Below are 16,018 nucleotides of genomic sequence, written 5' to 3' on the forward strand. Positions count from 1 at the left end.
ATATAATGATTGATATGACTTAGGCAAAAAGATCATCTAAGTAGTCGATAAAACTATATTGCATATTAAGACTTTAATTAACTACTTATGAAAAAACTTTTAGTTACAGGTTCGTCTGGATTGATTGGTTCAGAGGTTTGTATTTATTTTGCGAACCAAGGCTGGCAGATTCATGGTGTTGATAATAACCAAAGAGCCGTATTTTTTGGTACTCAAGGTGATACGCGATGGAATCAGCAAAGATTGCAGTCACAAATTAAGGATTTTGTGCATCATGAGCTAGATATTCGCGATCGCCAAGGTATTCTTAAATTAATTGAAAACGTGCGTCCTGATGCGATCGTGCATACTGCCGCCCAGCCTAGCCACGATCGCGCGGCGGCAATCCCCTTTGATGATTTTGATACCAATGCTGTCGGTACATTAAATCTATTAGAAGCAGCAAGGCAGTTTTGTCCAGAGTCTGCTTTTGTGCATATGTCCACCAATAAGGTATATGGAGATCGCCCTAACACGATCGCCCTCAAAGAGTTAGACACCCGATGGGATTATGACGATCCTGAGTATGCAGAGGGCATACCAGAAACTTACAGCATTGACCAATCCAAGCATTCTCTATTTGGTGCGTCTAAGGTTGCCGCCGATATCATGGTGCAGGAGTATGGGCGTTATTTTAATATCCCTACCTGTTGTCTGCGTGGAGGTTGTCTGACTGGTCCCAATCATTCAGGTGTGGAACTACATGGTTTTTTGAGCTATCTGGTCAAGTGCAACCTAGAGGGCAAGGAGTACAAAATATTTGGCTATAAAGGCAAACAGGTAAGAGATAACATTCACTCTCTAGATGTAGCTAAATTTATCGAGTCATTTATCAATGCACCGCGTATTGCTGAAGTCTATAATCTTGGTGGTGGTAAGGCGAATAGCTGCTCTATCTTAGAGGCTTTTAAACTAGCCGAAAAATATAGTGGTAAGGCAATGCAATATATTTACCTTGATGAAAACCGTATCGGCGATCATATTTGCTACTATTCAGATTTAAGAAAAATGCGATCGCACTATCCTAATTGGGATATCACTATTTCTCTTGAAGAAACTATTCAACAGATTGTTATGTCTTGGCAAAAGCGTTTATTAGCATAGAAAATGTGAAATGTGTAAAATCATGCAAGTTGCGGGAACGAGTTGGTAATGTATCAGAATCAGGGTAATAGACCAATCTATGAACCTTTGCCCCCCCAAGAGGCATTGCCAACTATGTACGATCTGCCCAGCGAAAATCCTGAGGAGCCTGGATTGCCTGACGAATTTCATTTGTTACAGCCTGAACTATTACGCATTACTTTTCGCCCACCCACCTATCCAGATGATAATTTCTTTACTGCCAGCGATCTCAACTTATACTACGATCCTAGGCATCCACAATGGTACAAACGTCCAGACTGGTTTGCGGTATTAGGTGTGCCGCGCTTTTATGATGATTCGGGTTTACGCTTAAGTTTTGTGACATGGCAGGAGGGCAATGCTCCCTTTATTGTTGTTGAACTAATTTCTCCTGGTACAGAAAATGAAGACCTCGGCAATAATTTACGCGAAATTAATAAACCGCCTAACAAATGGACTGTTTATGAACAGATGTTGCGTATCCCCTACTACTTTGTCTATAACCGCTATACCAATCAGTTTCAATGTTTTGGTTTAGTCATGAACCGCTATCAACCGTTACCCATAGAAGGTTTGGGCGTATGGTTAGAAGAAGCTGGTCTAGGTTTGGGGCTATGGCAAGGAGAATATCAAGGTATTAATCGGCTATGGTTACGCTGGTATGATCAAAATCATGAGTGGCTACCCACACCAGAAGAACTCCAAAAACAAAGGGCTGATACGGCTGAGTCAGAACTAGCAAGGTTAAAACAATTGCTTTTGGATCGGGGTTTAGAGATTTCCTAACAAATCATAAAATTTATTTGCAGCATAATATGAAAACCTTAAAAAGCTTAAAACAGTCTTTTTCTTTATTGTTGAGAGAAAAAGTCTTACACCACTATCTAATTCCCTACAGTAGATTTGGAGTCCCCGCTTGCATTCTTCAATACATTGAAGATAAAAAAACTCCTTTATCAGTAATTGATATTGGTGCTTCAAGAGGAACATTTACCCAATCTTTGCAAATAGTTTATGGTATCAAAAAAGGACTGTTAATTGAGCCTCAACCTATCCTATGCGATCAACTGAAGCAAAAATTTGCAGACCCTCAATTTGTGATTTATGAATGTGCGATCGCCGATAGTGAGAGAACTCAAAAAATGGAAGTTCTAAACTGGGACTATAGCTCTTCGTTACTAGAAGTTAAGAGAGACATAGATAATGTCAATTCTATTTTAAATTTAGAAGTTAATCAGACAATTGATTGTAAAGTAAGGACACTTGACAATATACTTCAAGAAATTCACTGGAAAGAAACCATTGATTTACTAAAAATTGATATCCAAGGTGCAGAGCTAATGGCTCTTAAGGGAGCAGAACAAACATTAAAACGGACGAAGATGATATTTACTGAAGTATCATTCCGTCGCTTATACGAGAATGCTCCAGTTTTTCAAGAGGTATACGATTATTTGCACGACCAAGGCTTTAAACTATTGACAGTTTCTGATGGTTTTAGAGGAGCAGATGGAGATTTATTACAAGCGGATGCACTATTTTGCCAAGATTTATAATCAGTAGAGTAAGAGTAGATATTTATGACAACTATTTTTTTGTCTGAAATGTGTGCTGAAGCAATTCATGGGGGGGGGCTCACTTTACATCGAATTTTAGGTAAAGAACTAGATAAGTTTGACGGTTTTGTCAAAGTAGTAAACTATGACAATGAACCAGAGATAAGTTTAGATAAAATAGACCACTATATTATTTTTCCCTTTGGTAAATTTAGACAATGGCTTAGTAAAATTCTTGGTTGCACATTAGCTTACAAAATATTTAAAAATAATTTACTCAGAAAAATCCATAGTTATCGAATTGCACATCAATTAATTCAACAAAGGACTATAACTAGCTCTACTAAAATGCTAGTATGCCCTCAAGGTGAATTTAGTCTCTATGTCGTTCAAAAAATTAACAAATTGCTCAATGTACCCTATGTGACTTGGGTAATGGATGATCACTTAGTTAAATGGCAGAACGGCAGTTGGATTTACCAATATGATCACGAACAATTAATGCGAGAACATCTACAAAAAGCAGAACAAGTATTTGTAATCAGTCCCAATTTACAGAAATTCTACAAACAAAAGTTTGGCATAGATAGCCAAGTATTATTTTCTCCATGTGAATATGTATCTGAGCCATTTCATAGAGTAATCGATCATAATGAGAAATTATCTCTAGCATATTTCGGTAGCATTAGTATCTGGCAAAAAGATGCTCTTGAATCTCTAGCTCCTCTCATTGAAGAAAATGTAATAAGCTTAGATATATTTACTAATAATCAAGCATCTGTACCTATTGGGTTACAAATAGCAGGAGTAAATATTTGTAAGCCTATATCACCCAAACTAGTCGCCTTAGAAATTAGAAAATATGATGGAGTAGTTATTCCCATTGGATTCAGCGAAGATGTTTATAACATGTCCTATTTTAATATAGCTACTAAAATGTCTGAGTGTGTTGGAAGTGGCATCCCAACTTTAGTAATTGGTGCTGAAGATTCAGCTATGGTTAGTTTCTTAAGTGATTATGGTGCAGCAGTTCTAGCTACTAGTACTAACAAAGCAGATCTTGCAGCAGCTATTTCTAAGCTCAAAGATCCTGTCATCAGGCAAAAAGTTTTAGCCAATGCTTACAATGTAGCTCAAATTGATTTGAGTGTAGATAAGATGCGAGAGCATTGGAGTTATGCTAGTCAATTACTAAATTTAGCTTAATAATAACTAAACAATGACAGATATTGCTTTTGTAAAGCCTCAAATAATAGTCATATCTTCAGTTGCTCCTGAGTTAACAAGCGCAGGTCAAGTAATTTTACATCGTCATTTAAGTAATTTGACTGATTGGGAAGTAAGTGTAATATCTAACCCTTATCAATTTACAAATTCTGTTAAGGATAGATGGCAAACTAGGTTAATTAGAAGGCTAGAATATACAAGATTTCATCGACTTAGCTATGATTTACAGGTTTTAGATCAAGGAAAGAGTTGGCTTAATATCGTAAATGATGCTCAAAAGCTATACACAAAGGATATTCAAAATAGCATTGTTTTAACTGTTGCTCATGGTGATGGATGCTGGGCGGCTCAAAGTTTTGCCCAAAAATATAAACTGCCTTTAGTATCTATTTTTCATGACTGGTGGCCAGATATTCCTAATATTCATAGACCATTAAAATCTTTGTTATTACAAAGGTTTAGACAACTCTATCTAAAATCTGATTTAACACTTTGCGTTTCCGAAGGTATGCAGGAAGCCTTAGGAGAGCATAATAACAGTAGCGTTCTTTACCCTATACCCGAACATCTTAATAATGTTGCTCCGTTTACTGCTAGTCAAAAAACTAATCCAGTTGAGTTTTTAAAAGTTATATATTTTGGCAACTTATATGACTATGCTGATGATTTAGGGAACTTATTAAACTTAACTAAAAGTAACTCTAAAGTACGAGTAGAGGTGCGTGGATCTAATCCTAACTGGACAACAGAGTTTAAGCAGGAAATGCGCGATCGCAACTTGTGGCTTGACTTTGCACCTCGTAAGGATTTAAATAACTGGTCAATTAGCGCTGATGCTTTTTTAGTAGTGATGAGCTTTGATCCAAATTTGCAGAAACGTATGGAAACTAGTTTTCCTTCTAAGTTGCCTGAGTATGCTCAGTTTGGTAAACCGATAGTTATTTGGGGTCCTGAGTATTGTTCGGCGATTAAGTGGGGTAAAACAGGCGATCGCGCTGTTTGTATAACTGATAAAGATCCAAAAACATTGGTTACAGCCTTAGAAAATTTACAACAGCAACCCAATCTACTAAAACATTATTCTCAAGAAGCAAAATTTGCGTCTCAAAATGAATTTAATCCTGTTATTATCCAAAATCAGTTTTTAGAATCTATGCAAAATATTTTGCAATAAATCCATTGAATCTTTCCATAAATACTCCTCAACCTTACATAGAAATGTATTCTGTCTGCCATTTAACTACTGAATTAACAGGAGGATCAGGAATTGCTACTCAACGTATTCATAAAGCCCTACTAGCAAAAAATATATCCAGTAAACTTGTGTTTCGTAAGGGAACAAGTCAGCTATTACATAGTAATAGAGATCATCGCCATACATCGATAATATGGCGTAATCTCGAATCTATTGCTACTACCCAACAATGGAAACAAATAGATTCTGAAAGAAGTTTATTCACCAAACCTCAATGGATTTATCAAACTAAGCTGCAAGATATTGCGCCCAAAGCGTCACTTATTAACTTACATTGGATATCCCGATGGCTTGATCAACCCAGCTTTTTTAACTCGATACCCTCAGATATTCCTGTGGTCTGGTCACTCCATGATATGAACCCAATTACAGGAGGTTGCCACCATGCCTTAGATTGCGATCGCTTTACTAGTCATTGTGCCAACTGCCCTAGCCTTAAAAAGTCTGGCGATCGCGATCAATCTTGGCAAAACTTTGAAATTAAAGCCAAGCTTTACCAAAAGCTAAACTTACACCTTGTCGGTAACAGCACTTGGACAACCGCACAAGCTCAAAAGTCTGCCCTTGGCAAATATGCGCGATCCATTCGCACTATTCATTTGGGTATTGATACTAATGAATATCAACCCATCGACAAAGCGATCGCCAAAGCTGCCTTAAAAATCAACCCTAATCAGTTAGCGATCGCCTTTGCCTGTGCTGACCTCAGCGATCGCAACAAAAACTTAGCGATTTTAATCGAAGCTATCAATGAACTCGCAAAACATCAATTAATTACTCTCATCATCTTTGGCGCAGGACAAATACCCACCCTCAACTCACAGATAAATATTATTAGCCTTGGACATCTATCCTCATCCCATCTGCAAAGCCTAGCCTATTCTGCCGCCGATATTTTTGTCATGCCTAGTCGAATTGAATCCTTTGGATTAACAGCCCTCGAAGCAATGGCCTGTGGCACACCTGTACTAGCATTTCGCACAGGTGGCATTCCTGATCTTGTGCATCATCGTGAGACAGGCTGGCTGGCGGATCAAATTAGTTCAGTGCAGTCCCTATATCAAGGACTAGAATGGCTTGCTCACCATCCTCAAGAATGTCTAGCAATGGGTAAAGCGGCACGCGATCGTGTTGAAAAAGAATTTAGCTCTCAACTTATGGCAGATCGTTACATCAGTCTCTATCAAGAACTTTTGCATAGGTGAAAGCTATACATAAAATGAAGAGAGTTCTCGTCCGCCCATCCTTTCAAGACTGGTGCAATAACAAATTATTCACACAAGGTACTTCTTTCTCATCGGTTTACCAAGAAGCATTTTCGCTCTGGAAGCAACAAGCTGCTCAACATGGCTTTCAGCTTGATACTTGGGATCAAGCCCCATTAGACTCAGCTGACATCTTTTGGTTTTTAGATCTTCCTCCCACCCGCCGCGAATTTCAAAAAATTTGCGCTCAACTCAAGCCTAACACTCCTAAAGTTCTCCAAATTCTTGAAAGCCCCTTTCTCGCAATTCATGCACTGCATCAGTTAAATACTCAAGATTTTGATGCTGTCTTAACCTATCAACATCCCAAACTCGGACATTTTCCAAAAAACTATCATCATTACCGCTTACCCAATCAAATCCGTTATCCCCAAACTAATATTCCCTTTGCAGAACGCAAAGGTTTATTGCTGATCAATAGCAATCGCATAGAAGGCTTCTTAGCAATGCGTCAAGTCGGATTAGCAGGACTCCCAGCCATAGGCAAATTTCTATCAGGTTGGCATTGCTCAATACCTATGTTTCGTGAAGCGATCTTTGGCGAGCTATATTCCCACCGCCGCCAGATCGCTAAACTTGCCGAGTCTTTGGCTCCTGATTTTTTGGAGCTTTATGGAAGAGGCTGGAATGGTGAACAGATATCATGGTGTCCCCTCTATATCAATCGTCCCTATAAATGTTGGCGAGGTATTCCCAATATTTCTAAATGGCAACTCTGCGAAAAGTACAAATTTGTACTTAGTTTCGAGAATTTTCAAGGCGATCTAGGTTATATTAGCGAGAAAATATTTGATCCACTTATGTCTGGCTCAGTACCAGTATACTTAGGCGATCGCCGCATTAGCGATTACATTCCATCAGAAGCCTTTGTCGATGCCAGAGATTTTTCTTCCTATCAGGAAATGTTTAAATATTTGATTAACCTTCCCGAAAAAACATGGCAAAAAATGCGTGATGTGGGAGTTGATTACTTAAAATCAGTACAATTCCAAGCATTTAGTTCCCATAGATTTGCCGAAACAGCGCTAAATGTCTTATTAAGCATAGTATAGGCACAGTTTCACTATATGGCTTTTCATAAAATCAAAGAATATCTTCGCAACTCTCAAGCTTTTAGAACCATTTATGCCAAACTTTTGAGCAGAGGCAACCATATTAAGCTCAATGGCAAGAACAATCATTTTGATAGGGCAGAAGCTATTTTAAAACAATGTTCTATTAAAATTATTGGAGATAATAATTTCGTCTCAATTGCTAGAGGATGTACTCTCCAAGGTGTCAAAATCGTTTTGCAAGGAGAAAATCTAAAATTGAAAATTGGTAGAAGCGTTTTTATCGGTCAAGGCTCAGTATTATGGATGGAAAATAGTGATGGGCTGCTAGAAATTGGTGAATATAGCTCCCTAGAAAAAGTAGGAATAGCCGTATCAGAAGGTAAGCAAATTACACTTGGGAAAGACTGTCTAGTTTCTTACGATGTTGATATTAGATGTAGTGACTCTCATGGAATATTTGATCAACAATCTAAACAAAGAATTAACCATGCTCAAGATATAAAAATTGCCGATCACGTATGGATCGGTGCAAAATCGATGATTCTCAAAGGTGTCACCATCGAGTCTGGTGCAGTAGTTGGGGCTGGAGCTGTAGTCACTAAGTCGATCGCGTCAAATGCGATCGCGGCGGGCAATCCTGCTAAGACGATCAAAACTGATATACTATGGACGCGATCGCGCAATGATTATTTAGATCAATAAATATTAGGATTCATTAATCACCAAATAATAAAAGCAAATTAATTTAAATAAACCAAAATCAACAATATGACAGAACCCTTTGGTATTGTGACAGCCTGTTGGTCAGGAGACTACTTCCTTGCTAAAGCAACCTGTGCTAGTATTCGACACTTTCTAGGCGATGTCCCTATATGCGTAATTGTCGATGGAGATTTTTCAATTCAAGAACTTATTGATATTTATAACGTTCAACCTCTTTATCTATCTCAATTATCTAATCCAGATCTTCGTAAAATCTGTCCTGGCTCAGGGCGCTCCAAACTAGCTGCTATTTGGGAAGGACCATTTGAGCGTTTTCTATACTTAGACAGTGATGCGATTATTTGGGGAGACTTACTGACACAAGTTAATTTATCTGATATAGACTTTGTTGTTATGCGTCCTGATTTGTATGGAGATTTATCAAAGCAGGAAGTGTGTAAGTGGTTTTTTGATGTTGATCAAATTCTTACAATTAATCCTCATTTTCAATGGCAAAAACAGCCCTACTTTTGCTCAGGAGCCTTTGTAGCTAGACGAAACTGTCTTGATTTACAGGAATATTTAAAGCTAGAAAATTTACTAAATAGATCTCCAGACCTATTTAAGTTTTGGGAGCAAGGTATAGTTAACTACATGGTTTTTTCTTCTCATCAAAAAGGAGCATTGACATATAAAGTAGTTGACCTTCAATTAGTTACAGCAGACTATACTAAGATTACATTAGAGCAACTATTTAAATGTAATGTATATAATCCACCTAAAATCACAGATAAACCAGTTATCATCCATTTCTGCGGCAATAAGCCATTGATTTATATCAGAAAATCATTTAGTCAGCCTTTTACTGCTTTTCGATTAGCTCACTATAATAATCTTTATAAAAGCAAGAATTTTTATAGTAATAGATTTATGTCTTATATTTTTTCTTGGTTAAATATTATTTTAGATGAATTTCTATTGTTAAGCACAAAGTTTTTGAAGAAAATTAATTAAACTCATTTTATGCGACAAGAATGAAATCAATAATTTTGTGATGATCTATATACATCTAAAATCTTAAAAAAAGATTAAAATTAATTGTCTAATTTCTAACTTAACTATCTTGCATTTCATTAGGCGATACTCAGTTCTAAATTTTTTCTTTAAATATGAAAAATCTGTCAATCAAAATTTCTACATTACTAAAATCATTGCCACTAATTCATAATCTACTAAGAAGAATATATTGTATTTTTTTTCCTGGAATAAGATTTAGAACCGAAGAAAAACTTGCTCATCTCAATCAAGTTTTTGTATTAAAAATTGGGGCTAATGATGGAGTTTTAAACGACCCATTTTCTGATTTTCTAATGTTTGACACTAGATTTAGAGGGATTTTAGTCGAGCCTATTCCACATTATGCTCAAATGCTTCGTGATAACTATTCAGACACCAACCGTTTCAAAGTTGAAGAATCTGCAATATTTGAGGAAAGTACATCTATTTCAATGTTTTTGGTAGATGAAGAAGAATCTAGCAGAACAGGTCAAAAGATTGAGCCTTGGTTAAGAGGTGTAGCTAGTATAGATAAGTCACACGTTATAAAGCATTTATCTTCCAATTTACATAAATACGTTAAAGAGATACCTGTTTCGACCTTAACTGTTCCTGATTTGTTGTCAAAATATTGTATCAATCACATTGATCTACTTCATATAGATGCAGAAGGATTTGACTATATGATTCTTAGACAGTTTGACTTTGAAGAAATACATCCTAGAGTTGTATTGTTTGAGTGCAAACATCTTTCTCCTGCTGATAGGATCAAATCTAAGGAATTAATGGAAAGCCATGGTTATTCAGTTTATTTATACGAAACCGACTTTCTTTGCCTTAATTAGTCTTCATTTTTATTTAATCTCTAAAGATGACATACATACTTTTGAATTAGATTAAAGTTTTAGAAAGTAACAGTGAGCATCAATGCTAAATATTTCAGTTGTAATTCCTACTTACAAGCGATTAAAAGTACTTCAGTTATGTTTAGAAAAAATACTTACCTCAAATCCTCTTCCAAGTGAAATAGTTATACACATAGATTTTGGAGATCAGGAAACAAAAAATTTTCTTGTTCAAAAACAATACTCTTTAGTTCGTTGGATTACTAGTGAAACAACTCAAGGACCTGGTGGAGGTCGCAATAAACTAATCAGAGAAGCTAAATATCCCATAATTGCCAGCTTTGATGATGATTCTTGGCCTATTTCTCCTGACTATTTTCAAGTGGCTTTAGATACTTTTGCTAAATATCCCAAAGCAGCCGTTATCTCTGCTCAAGAAATCCGTCGTAATAGTCGTCAATTGAACCAATCAAAAAGCGATCGCATTCAGGAAGTATCCTGCTTTCAAAATTGTGCTTGTTTAATTAGAAAGGAAGCCTTTATGCAGACTTCTGGATATATTCCCCTCCGTTATGCCTATGGTATGGAAGAAGCAGATGTTGCACTGCAAATTTTAGATAAAGGTTGGCAAATTATTGAAGTTCTAGATTTGCAAGTATTTCATGATACAGAACTAGAGCATCATGCAAGCCCTGAAATTAATGCTGCTCATATCGCCAACACAGCCTTACTAGCTTATTTACGATATCCTGCTAAATATATTATTCTTGGTATCTTACAGGTTCTCAATAGATTACGATACACCTTAAGTCAAGGTAGATGGGATGGCATCCTAAAAGGAATTTTACTTATTCCCAATTTATTGTATAAATACCGCAGTCAGAGAAAGCCAGTTACACCTCAAACAATGCAACTAAGCCGAAAGCTTGCTAAATCTAGCAGATAAATAGACACTAAATTAATGAATAGATATTCTCATTGGATTTGTTGTCAAATTGGGGCTAGAGAAAATTATGCTATTCCTAGGGCATTACACAAAAATCGAAAATTAGAATACTTAATAACTGATGCTTGGCTATCGCCACATAATCCTGTAAAAGCGATCGCACCTAAATCATTACAAGAAAGATACACATATGATTTAGATAGTGCTAATAAATATGCCTTTACTACTGATTTAATTCGATTTGAATTACAAAACAAGCTCAGTAAAACGTTAGGTTGGCAATTAATTATCAAGCGCAATTTTTGGTTTCAACAGAAAAGCTTGGAAAAATTAAAAAAAGTTGCTAATTCTCTTAATCAAGCCAACTATCCTATTGTTTTATTTTCCTATAGCTATGCCGCTTTAGAATTATTTAAATTTGCTAAACAGCAGGGTTGGCTAACAGTTTTAGGACAAATTGATCCTGGTGTAGAAGAGGAAAAAATAGTTTTACAAGAATATCAGGAACATCCAAATTATGCGCCAAATTGGCGACCTGCACCACTAGATTACTGGCAAAACTGGCGAGAAGAATGCGACCTAGCAGACGCAATACTTGTTAATTCCTCTTGGTCTAAGCAACTTTTACAAAACTCTGGCGTTAACAATCAAAAAATTCACATATTACCCTTAGTTTATAGCCCTTCAGTTCTATCCAATGATTTTATTCGCGAATATCCAAATTCGTTTAGCGAAAATCGACCTATAAGGGTGTTATTTTTAGGTCAAGTAATTTTAAGAAAGGGAATTATTGCAGTTTTAGAAGCAATTAAAATACTTGAGCATTTGCCCATTGAATTTTGGATTGTTGGTTCCAGCCAAATTGAAATCCCCACATATTTTCAAAATCATCCCAAAATTATTTGGTTAGGTCAAGTGAACCGCAGTGAGACCATCACTTTTTACCAAAAAACCGATATTTTCTTGTTTCCCACGCTTTCCGATGGTTTCGGTTTAACTCAGCTAGAGGCTCAGGCTTGGCAACTGCCAATTATTGCTTCTCGCAACTGTGGTGAGGTTGTAACTAATGGTGTAAACGGTTGGGTTTTGGAAGAAGTAAGTGGCATAGCGATCGCTGATGTATTAAAAAGATGCATCGCACAACCAGAAAACTTGGTTAAACTTGCAAAACAAACTAAACTATCTTCAAAGTTTAGCATCGATAATTTGGCGACCAACCTAGCAAATATCCTTTAGCATCAATCCAGTTATGCCTGACACCCTAGATATTCCCTTTAGTTACTACACTGCCTGTGTAATAGTATGCGTTTTAATCCTAGAGTCAGTCAATAAGTTCCATAAAAGTTGGGCAATTCCTGCCTTAGCTATTTATGCAACTACAATTATTTGGTACTTCACAGAAGTATTTTACACTCCTGAGAGACTAGTAATATTTGATTCCTCCATCCTAGACCAAGGATTTTATCAAGTTATCATCTTTCTAGTAACATTTAGGCTATGCTTGCCAAGCATTACCAATGCTCTAACAAAGCGAGTTTATCTAAAAAACCTATCTGAAACCTCCCATAGATTTTCACTTAGTCCTGAACAACTACTTAAAATTTTTCTGATAATTTGGCTAATTTTACTGGTATATGGTATCAGTCAACTAAATTGGGATGTCTGGCAAGCTCTATTTCCTAGAGGAGGTCGTTGGGCTCCCAGACTTTGGAGTCGTGGAGGTGTTGGACAAGGATTTGATTTCGTTACTTCTGCTCTTGGTTATATCTACGCCTTAATCTGTGCCATGTTTGGCATATTAATATTCTTTCAGAAAAAACTAGAGCCACGAATTATTAATTTTTTAGTCATTTGTATTAGCTGGCCAGCATTTTATTTATCGGGGACAAGAAACTCTTTTTTAGCGGTGGCAATGCCTGCATATTTTACTTACTTAATCATATCTAAGCAAAAATGGGCTGCTAAGTTAATAGTCTCAATCATTTCATTCGCTGTAATCAACTACTTGTTTTTGATTGTAATTGCCCTAAGAAATACAGGTATAGATGCATATTTTGAAGGAGATGCTGTGATTAGTGAAGAAATTAAGCACCAAGGATTAAATATGTTTGAGGAGCTTTGTTTCATTAATACTTTTTACGAAAATGGCAAGCTATCATTGCAATATGGTATGGATTATGTTGCCGAAGCGCTTAATATTATTCCTAGATTCCTTTTGCCAGACAAACCTCTAATTGGTTATGAATACAATCTATTACGAAATCCTGAGAGTGGTATTCAAGCGACAATTTCCGCAGGTTTTGTTGGGCGAGGTGTATTAAACTTTGGTTCTTGGTTCGGTCCTATATTTGTTAGCTTGATTATGTCGGTTTGGTCAGGTTTCTTGGCACGTCTATGGATACAAAGAGAGTCTATTTTAAGATTATCTCTATTTTTGGTTGGTTTAGGTATTACGCCAAACTTGGGTAGAGATATTACTTTACTAGTTCTTTGGCCTATAGTATTCGGATATTTTATTATTATGTATCTTGAAAAAATGGAGAGACGATCGCAATCTTCTAGATTAAATAAACCACGCAAATCTTCTTATTTATGAATATTGATGCTTTTTCAAATACTGTTGTCTTGGAGACTAAAAATTTAAAAGTAGGCATTTTTTTCACCAATTTTGGTCCTTATCACATTGCCAGAGTGAAAGCTGCTAGAGATATATGCCAACCTTTAGGTATTAATATATTTGGTTTAGAAATAGCGCGATCATCAGTTGAGTATCCTTGGCAATCAAAGACTGATCATTTGAACTTTGATTTAATTACTATTTCCTCGGATCATAGATACGAACATATACCAAGGAAGAAGTTAATATCAGATCTAATTAAAAAATTAAATGAAATTAATCCTGATATTTTGCTTCTGTCTGGATATAGTGAAATTTCTATGTTAGTTGCACTTTTTTGGAGCAAAAGTCGTGGTAAAAAAGCAGTCTTGATGTCCGAATCTAAGCAAGACGATGCACCAAGATCTAGATACAAAGAATTATTTAAAAAATTTATTGTTAGTTTTTATGATGCGGCAATTGTTGGTGGTCAACCTCATCAAAGATACTTAGAAAATCTAGATATGCCAAAAGATTCTATATTCTTTGGCTATGATGTGGTCAACAATAATGATTTTGATCGAGATAAAATTCGACATTTACCTAGACCAATTAAATTTCCATTTTTTCTAGCGATCAACCGCTTTATTCCTAAGAAGAATTTAATCTTTTTGCTCTCTGCCTATGCTCAATACCTACAGCGAGTTGATCAAACTTCAGCATGGCATTTAGTTCTCTGTGGTGATGGCGAAATGCGATCGCAAATAGAACAAAAAATTTTTGAACTCGGTATTCAAGACCAAGTTCACCTAACAGGTTTTTTGCAGCAAGCGGAATTGCTACCTTACTTTGCCCATGCCAAATGCTTTGTGCATACTAGCACGACAGAACAATGGGGGTTAGTTGTCAATGAAGCTATGGCAGCAGGCTTACCCGTACTAGTTTCTAATCGCTGTGGATGCTACGAAGATCTATTAATTGAGGGAATAAATGGCTTTGGTTTCGATCCTGAAGATCAAGCAGAACTAACAAATTTAATGCTCAAAATGTCTGCGAAGTACATAGACCTAGAAGAAATGGGAAAAGCGGCTTTGATGCACATCCAGAATTTTTCGCCTAACTATTTTGCTCAAGGTGTGCAGAATGCGATCGCCTTTGTCTCGAATAAAAGCTAATTTACATTGCTAATCTATATTATTTTTTATACCATTTTATTTCCTAGTAAGTAAATTGCTTCGGAACCAACAAATCTAGCAATACTTTCAAGGAAAATTTCCAAGAAATAATTTAATTTAGGAGGCAATCTATTATCCAAAAATTGTAATCCCATAGAAAATTTTCGATATGACTCGATTTCCAGATTAGCTAGGTCACATAATTGCAATAGATCTTTGTGTCTATAGTATTTAATCATGTATCCATTTTTGGCATAGTAGCTTTTCTCTGTTAAATACTTAACAATCGCCGTCACTGGATTATCAAGCAAAGTTGACTGCAAAATGATTTTACCGTTTGGAGATAGAACTTTATGCATGAGCTGAAGTAAACGGGGCGCATCACTAATGTGAGCTATCAGTCCAGAACATATAATTAGATCATAAGTATCAGCTCTATCAGACTCCAAAAAATCATATACATCAGCGTGTACTGTCTCTAGAACTAGATCATTCTCAACTACAGACTGACAATTTTCTCTAGCGAGTTCCAACATTTTCTCGGAAATATCAACCAGCACCACCCTTGAAAACTTACCAAATTTAATAATCTGGGCAGTTATTTGTCCATCCCCCACAGCACAATCTAGTACACTTCCCGATAAATTAGCAGACATACTAGATATTATGTCCAATCTTTTGTTGAAGTTGTAAGTTTTGCCCGACTTATTTTGTTTATCGAAATACTGCGAATAGATGGAAGATGTTTTATCAAAAAACTTCTGAACTATAACTTCTTTTTTATCATTCATATAGATAAGTCATGTTTTGAGAATTACATTGTTATGTAATTGTTATTTTAGTTGCTGGCTTTTACTAAATTATAGTATCCCTATTTACATATATTGACAATATATTTTTTTGAATTAGAAAATATCTAACAAAATAGAGCAAAAGCTATCAAAAAAAGCATAAAAGCATAAAATTAGTTTATGTTTTTAGATCTTGTTATATAAGCAAGTAACCAACATAATAAAATGAAAAAAAATACAAGAGTATTAATGGTTGTTCCAGCCCTAGGAGAAGTGTACGGGGGCTGACGGGGCGACAAAAGATATGGGAAGTATGAGTAGATGGGGATTTGAGGATTTAAGATAAAAAAGATAGGTCAAGTCATAGTAAGTATGACCTATCTAG

General features: G+C 36.1%; 15 protein-coding genes. 14 read left to right on the top strand and 1 reads right to left on the bottom strand.

All coding sequences use genetic code 11. The features are described from left to right. Window positions 1-87 precede the first annotated feature (87 nt). From H6F44_RS09115 to H6F44_RS09180, 14 genes are all read left to right on the top strand, one after another. On the top strand, window positions 88-1,143 hold the full coding sequence (locus tag H6F44_RS09115) for an NAD-dependent epimerase/dehydratase family protein (protein WP_190350637.1): 1,056 nt from the start codon (window positions 88-90) through the stop codon (window positions 1,141-1,143). 48 nt (window positions 1,144-1,191) lie between these two features. Next, the gene (locus tag H6F44_RS09120; protein ID WP_190350638.1) at window positions 1,192-1,950 is read left to right on the top strand and encodes a Uma2 family endonuclease; all 759 of its coding nucleotides are present in this window, start codon (window positions 1,192-1,194) and stop codon (window positions 1,948-1,950) included. Between the two features lie 29 nt (window positions 1,951-1,979). Then, window positions 1,980-2,720: an FkbM family methyltransferase gene (locus tag H6F44_RS09125; protein WP_190350639.1), complete on the top strand. Its 741-nt coding sequence runs from the start codon at window positions 1,980-1,982 to the stop codon at window positions 2,718-2,720. A 24-nt stretch (window positions 2,721-2,744) separates the two neighbouring features. Continuing rightward, window positions 2,745-3,926: a glycosyltransferase family protein gene (locus H6F44_RS09130; RefSeq protein ID WP_190350640.1), complete on the top strand. Its 1,182-nt coding sequence runs from the start codon at window positions 2,745-2,747 to the stop codon at window positions 3,924-3,926. Window positions 3,927-3,939: 13 nt separating this feature from the next. Next, on the top strand, window positions 3,940-5,121 hold the full coding sequence (locus H6F44_RS09135) for a glycosyltransferase (protein ID WP_190350641.1): 1,182 nt from the start codon (window positions 3,940-3,942) through the stop codon (window positions 5,119-5,121). Window positions 5,122-5,126: 5 nt separating this feature from the next. Further along, window positions 5,127-6,407 (top strand): glycosyltransferase, encoded by a 1,281-nt coding sequence (locus tag H6F44_RS09140; protein ID WP_190350642.1) that lies wholly within the window; start codon window positions 5,127-5,129, stop codon window positions 6,405-6,407. A gap of 14 nt (window positions 6,408-6,421) precedes the next feature. Next, complete coding sequence (locus H6F44_RS09145; protein ID WP_190350643.1) at window positions 6,422-7,519, top strand: glycosyltransferase family 10 domain-containing protein; 1,098 nt, start codon at window positions 6,422-6,424, stop codon at window positions 7,517-7,519. A gap of 15 nt (window positions 7,520-7,534) precedes the next feature. Beyond that, window positions 7,535-8,224 (top strand): acyltransferase, encoded by a 690-nt coding sequence (locus H6F44_RS09150; RefSeq protein WP_190350644.1) that lies wholly within the window; start codon window positions 7,535-7,537, stop codon window positions 8,222-8,224. Between the two features lie 66 nt (window positions 8,225-8,290). Beyond that, on the top strand, window positions 8,291-9,238 hold the full coding sequence (locus H6F44_RS09155; protein ID WP_190350645.1) for a hypothetical protein: 948 nt from the start codon (window positions 8,291-8,293) through the stop codon (window positions 9,236-9,238). A 155-nt stretch (window positions 9,239-9,393) separates the two neighbouring features. Further along, on the top strand, window positions 9,394-10,125 hold the full coding sequence (locus tag H6F44_RS09160) for an FkbM family methyltransferase (protein ID WP_190350646.1): 732 nt from the start codon (window positions 9,394-9,396) through the stop codon (window positions 10,123-10,125). An 82-nt stretch (window positions 10,126-10,207) separates the two neighbouring features. Next, window positions 10,208-11,071: a glycosyltransferase family 2 protein gene (locus H6F44_RS09165; RefSeq protein WP_190350647.1), complete on the top strand. Its 864-nt coding sequence runs from the start codon at window positions 10,208-10,210 to the stop codon at window positions 11,069-11,071. Window positions 11,072-11,086: 15 nt separating this feature from the next. Next, window positions 11,087-12,307, top strand: coding sequence for a glycosyltransferase family 4 protein (locus H6F44_RS09170; protein WP_190350648.1), 1,221 nt, complete (start codon window positions 11,087-11,089; stop codon window positions 12,305-12,307). Window positions 12,308-12,320: 13 nt separating this feature from the next. Continuing rightward, complete coding sequence (locus H6F44_RS09175; protein ID WP_190350649.1) at window positions 12,321-13,667, top strand: hypothetical protein; 1,347 nt, start codon at window positions 12,321-12,323, stop codon at window positions 13,665-13,667. A 341-nt stretch (window positions 13,668-14,008) separates the two neighbouring features. Beyond that, window positions 14,009-14,842 (top strand): glycosyltransferase, encoded by an 834-nt coding sequence (locus H6F44_RS09180; RefSeq protein ID WP_199302058.1) that lies wholly within the window; start codon window positions 14,009-14,011, stop codon window positions 14,840-14,842. A 26-nt stretch (window positions 14,843-14,868) separates the two neighbouring features. Here H6F44_RS09180 and H6F44_RS09185 read toward each other — a convergent pair whose 3' ends face one another. Beyond that, complete coding sequence (locus tag H6F44_RS09185) at window positions 14,869-15,633, bottom strand: class I SAM-dependent methyltransferase (RefSeq protein ID WP_190350651.1); 765 nt, start codon at window positions 15,631-15,633, stop codon at window positions 14,869-14,871. Between the last annotated feature and the right edge of the window lie 385 nt (window positions 15,634-16,018).

Source organism: Pseudanabaena cinerea FACHB-1277 (assembly GCF_014696345.1).
In the GTDB taxonomy this organism is placed as follows: domain Bacteria; phylum Cyanobacteriota; class Cyanobacteriia; order Pseudanabaenales; family Pseudanabaenaceae; genus Pseudanabaena; species Pseudanabaena cinerea.

What these genes read in the sequence shown, in the direction of transcription:
- H6F44_RS09115 (WP_190350637.1), top strand. Translation starts at nt 88, where the DNA reads ATGAAAAAACTTTTAGTTACAGGTTCGTCTGGATTGATTGGTTCAGAG.
- H6F44_RS09120 (WP_190350638.1), top strand. Translation starts at nt 1,192, where the DNA reads ATGTATCAGAATCAGGGTAATAGACCAATCTATGAACCTTTGCCCCCC.
- H6F44_RS09125 (WP_190350639.1), top strand. Translation starts at nt 1,980, where the DNA reads ATGAAAACCTTAAAAAGCTTAAAACAGTCTTTTTCTTTATTGTTGAGA.
- H6F44_RS09130 (WP_190350640.1), top strand. Translation starts at nt 2,745, where the DNA reads ATGACAACTATTTTTTTGTCTGAAATGTGTGCTGAAGCAATTCATGGG.
- H6F44_RS09135 (WP_190350641.1), top strand. Translation starts at nt 3,940, where the DNA reads ATGACAGATATTGCTTTTGTAAAGCCTCAAATAATAGTCATATCTTCA.
- H6F44_RS09145 (WP_190350643.1), top strand. Translation starts at nt 6,422, where the DNA reads ATGAAGAGAGTTCTCGTCCGCCCATCCTTTCAAGACTGGTGCAATAAC.
- H6F44_RS09150 (WP_190350644.1), top strand. Translation starts at nt 7,535, where the DNA reads ATGGCTTTTCATAAAATCAAAGAATATCTTCGCAACTCTCAAGCTTTT.
- H6F44_RS09155 (WP_190350645.1), top strand. Translation starts at nt 8,291, where the DNA reads ATGACAGAACCCTTTGGTATTGTGACAGCCTGTTGGTCAGGAGACTAC.
- H6F44_RS09160 (WP_190350646.1), top strand. Translation starts at nt 9,394, where the DNA reads ATGAAAAATCTGTCAATCAAAATTTCTACATTACTAAAATCATTGCCA.
- H6F44_RS09165 (WP_190350647.1), top strand. Translation starts at nt 10,208, where the DNA reads ATGCTAAATATTTCAGTTGTAATTCCTACTTACAAGCGATTAAAAGTA.
- H6F44_RS09170 (WP_190350648.1), top strand. Translation starts at nt 11,087, where the DNA reads ATGAATAGATATTCTCATTGGATTTGTTGTCAAATTGGGGCTAGAGAA.
- H6F44_RS09175 (WP_190350649.1), top strand. Translation starts at nt 12,321, where the DNA reads ATGCCTGACACCCTAGATATTCCCTTTAGTTACTACACTGCCTGTGTA.
- H6F44_RS09180 (WP_199302058.1), top strand. Translation starts at nt 14,009, where the DNA reads ATGTTAGTTGCACTTTTTTGGAGCAAAAGTCGTGGTAAAAAAGCAGTC.
- H6F44_RS09185 (WP_190350651.1), bottom strand. Translation starts at nt 15,633, where the DNA reads ATGAATGATAAAAAAGAAGTTATAGTTCAGAAGTTTTTTGATAAAACA.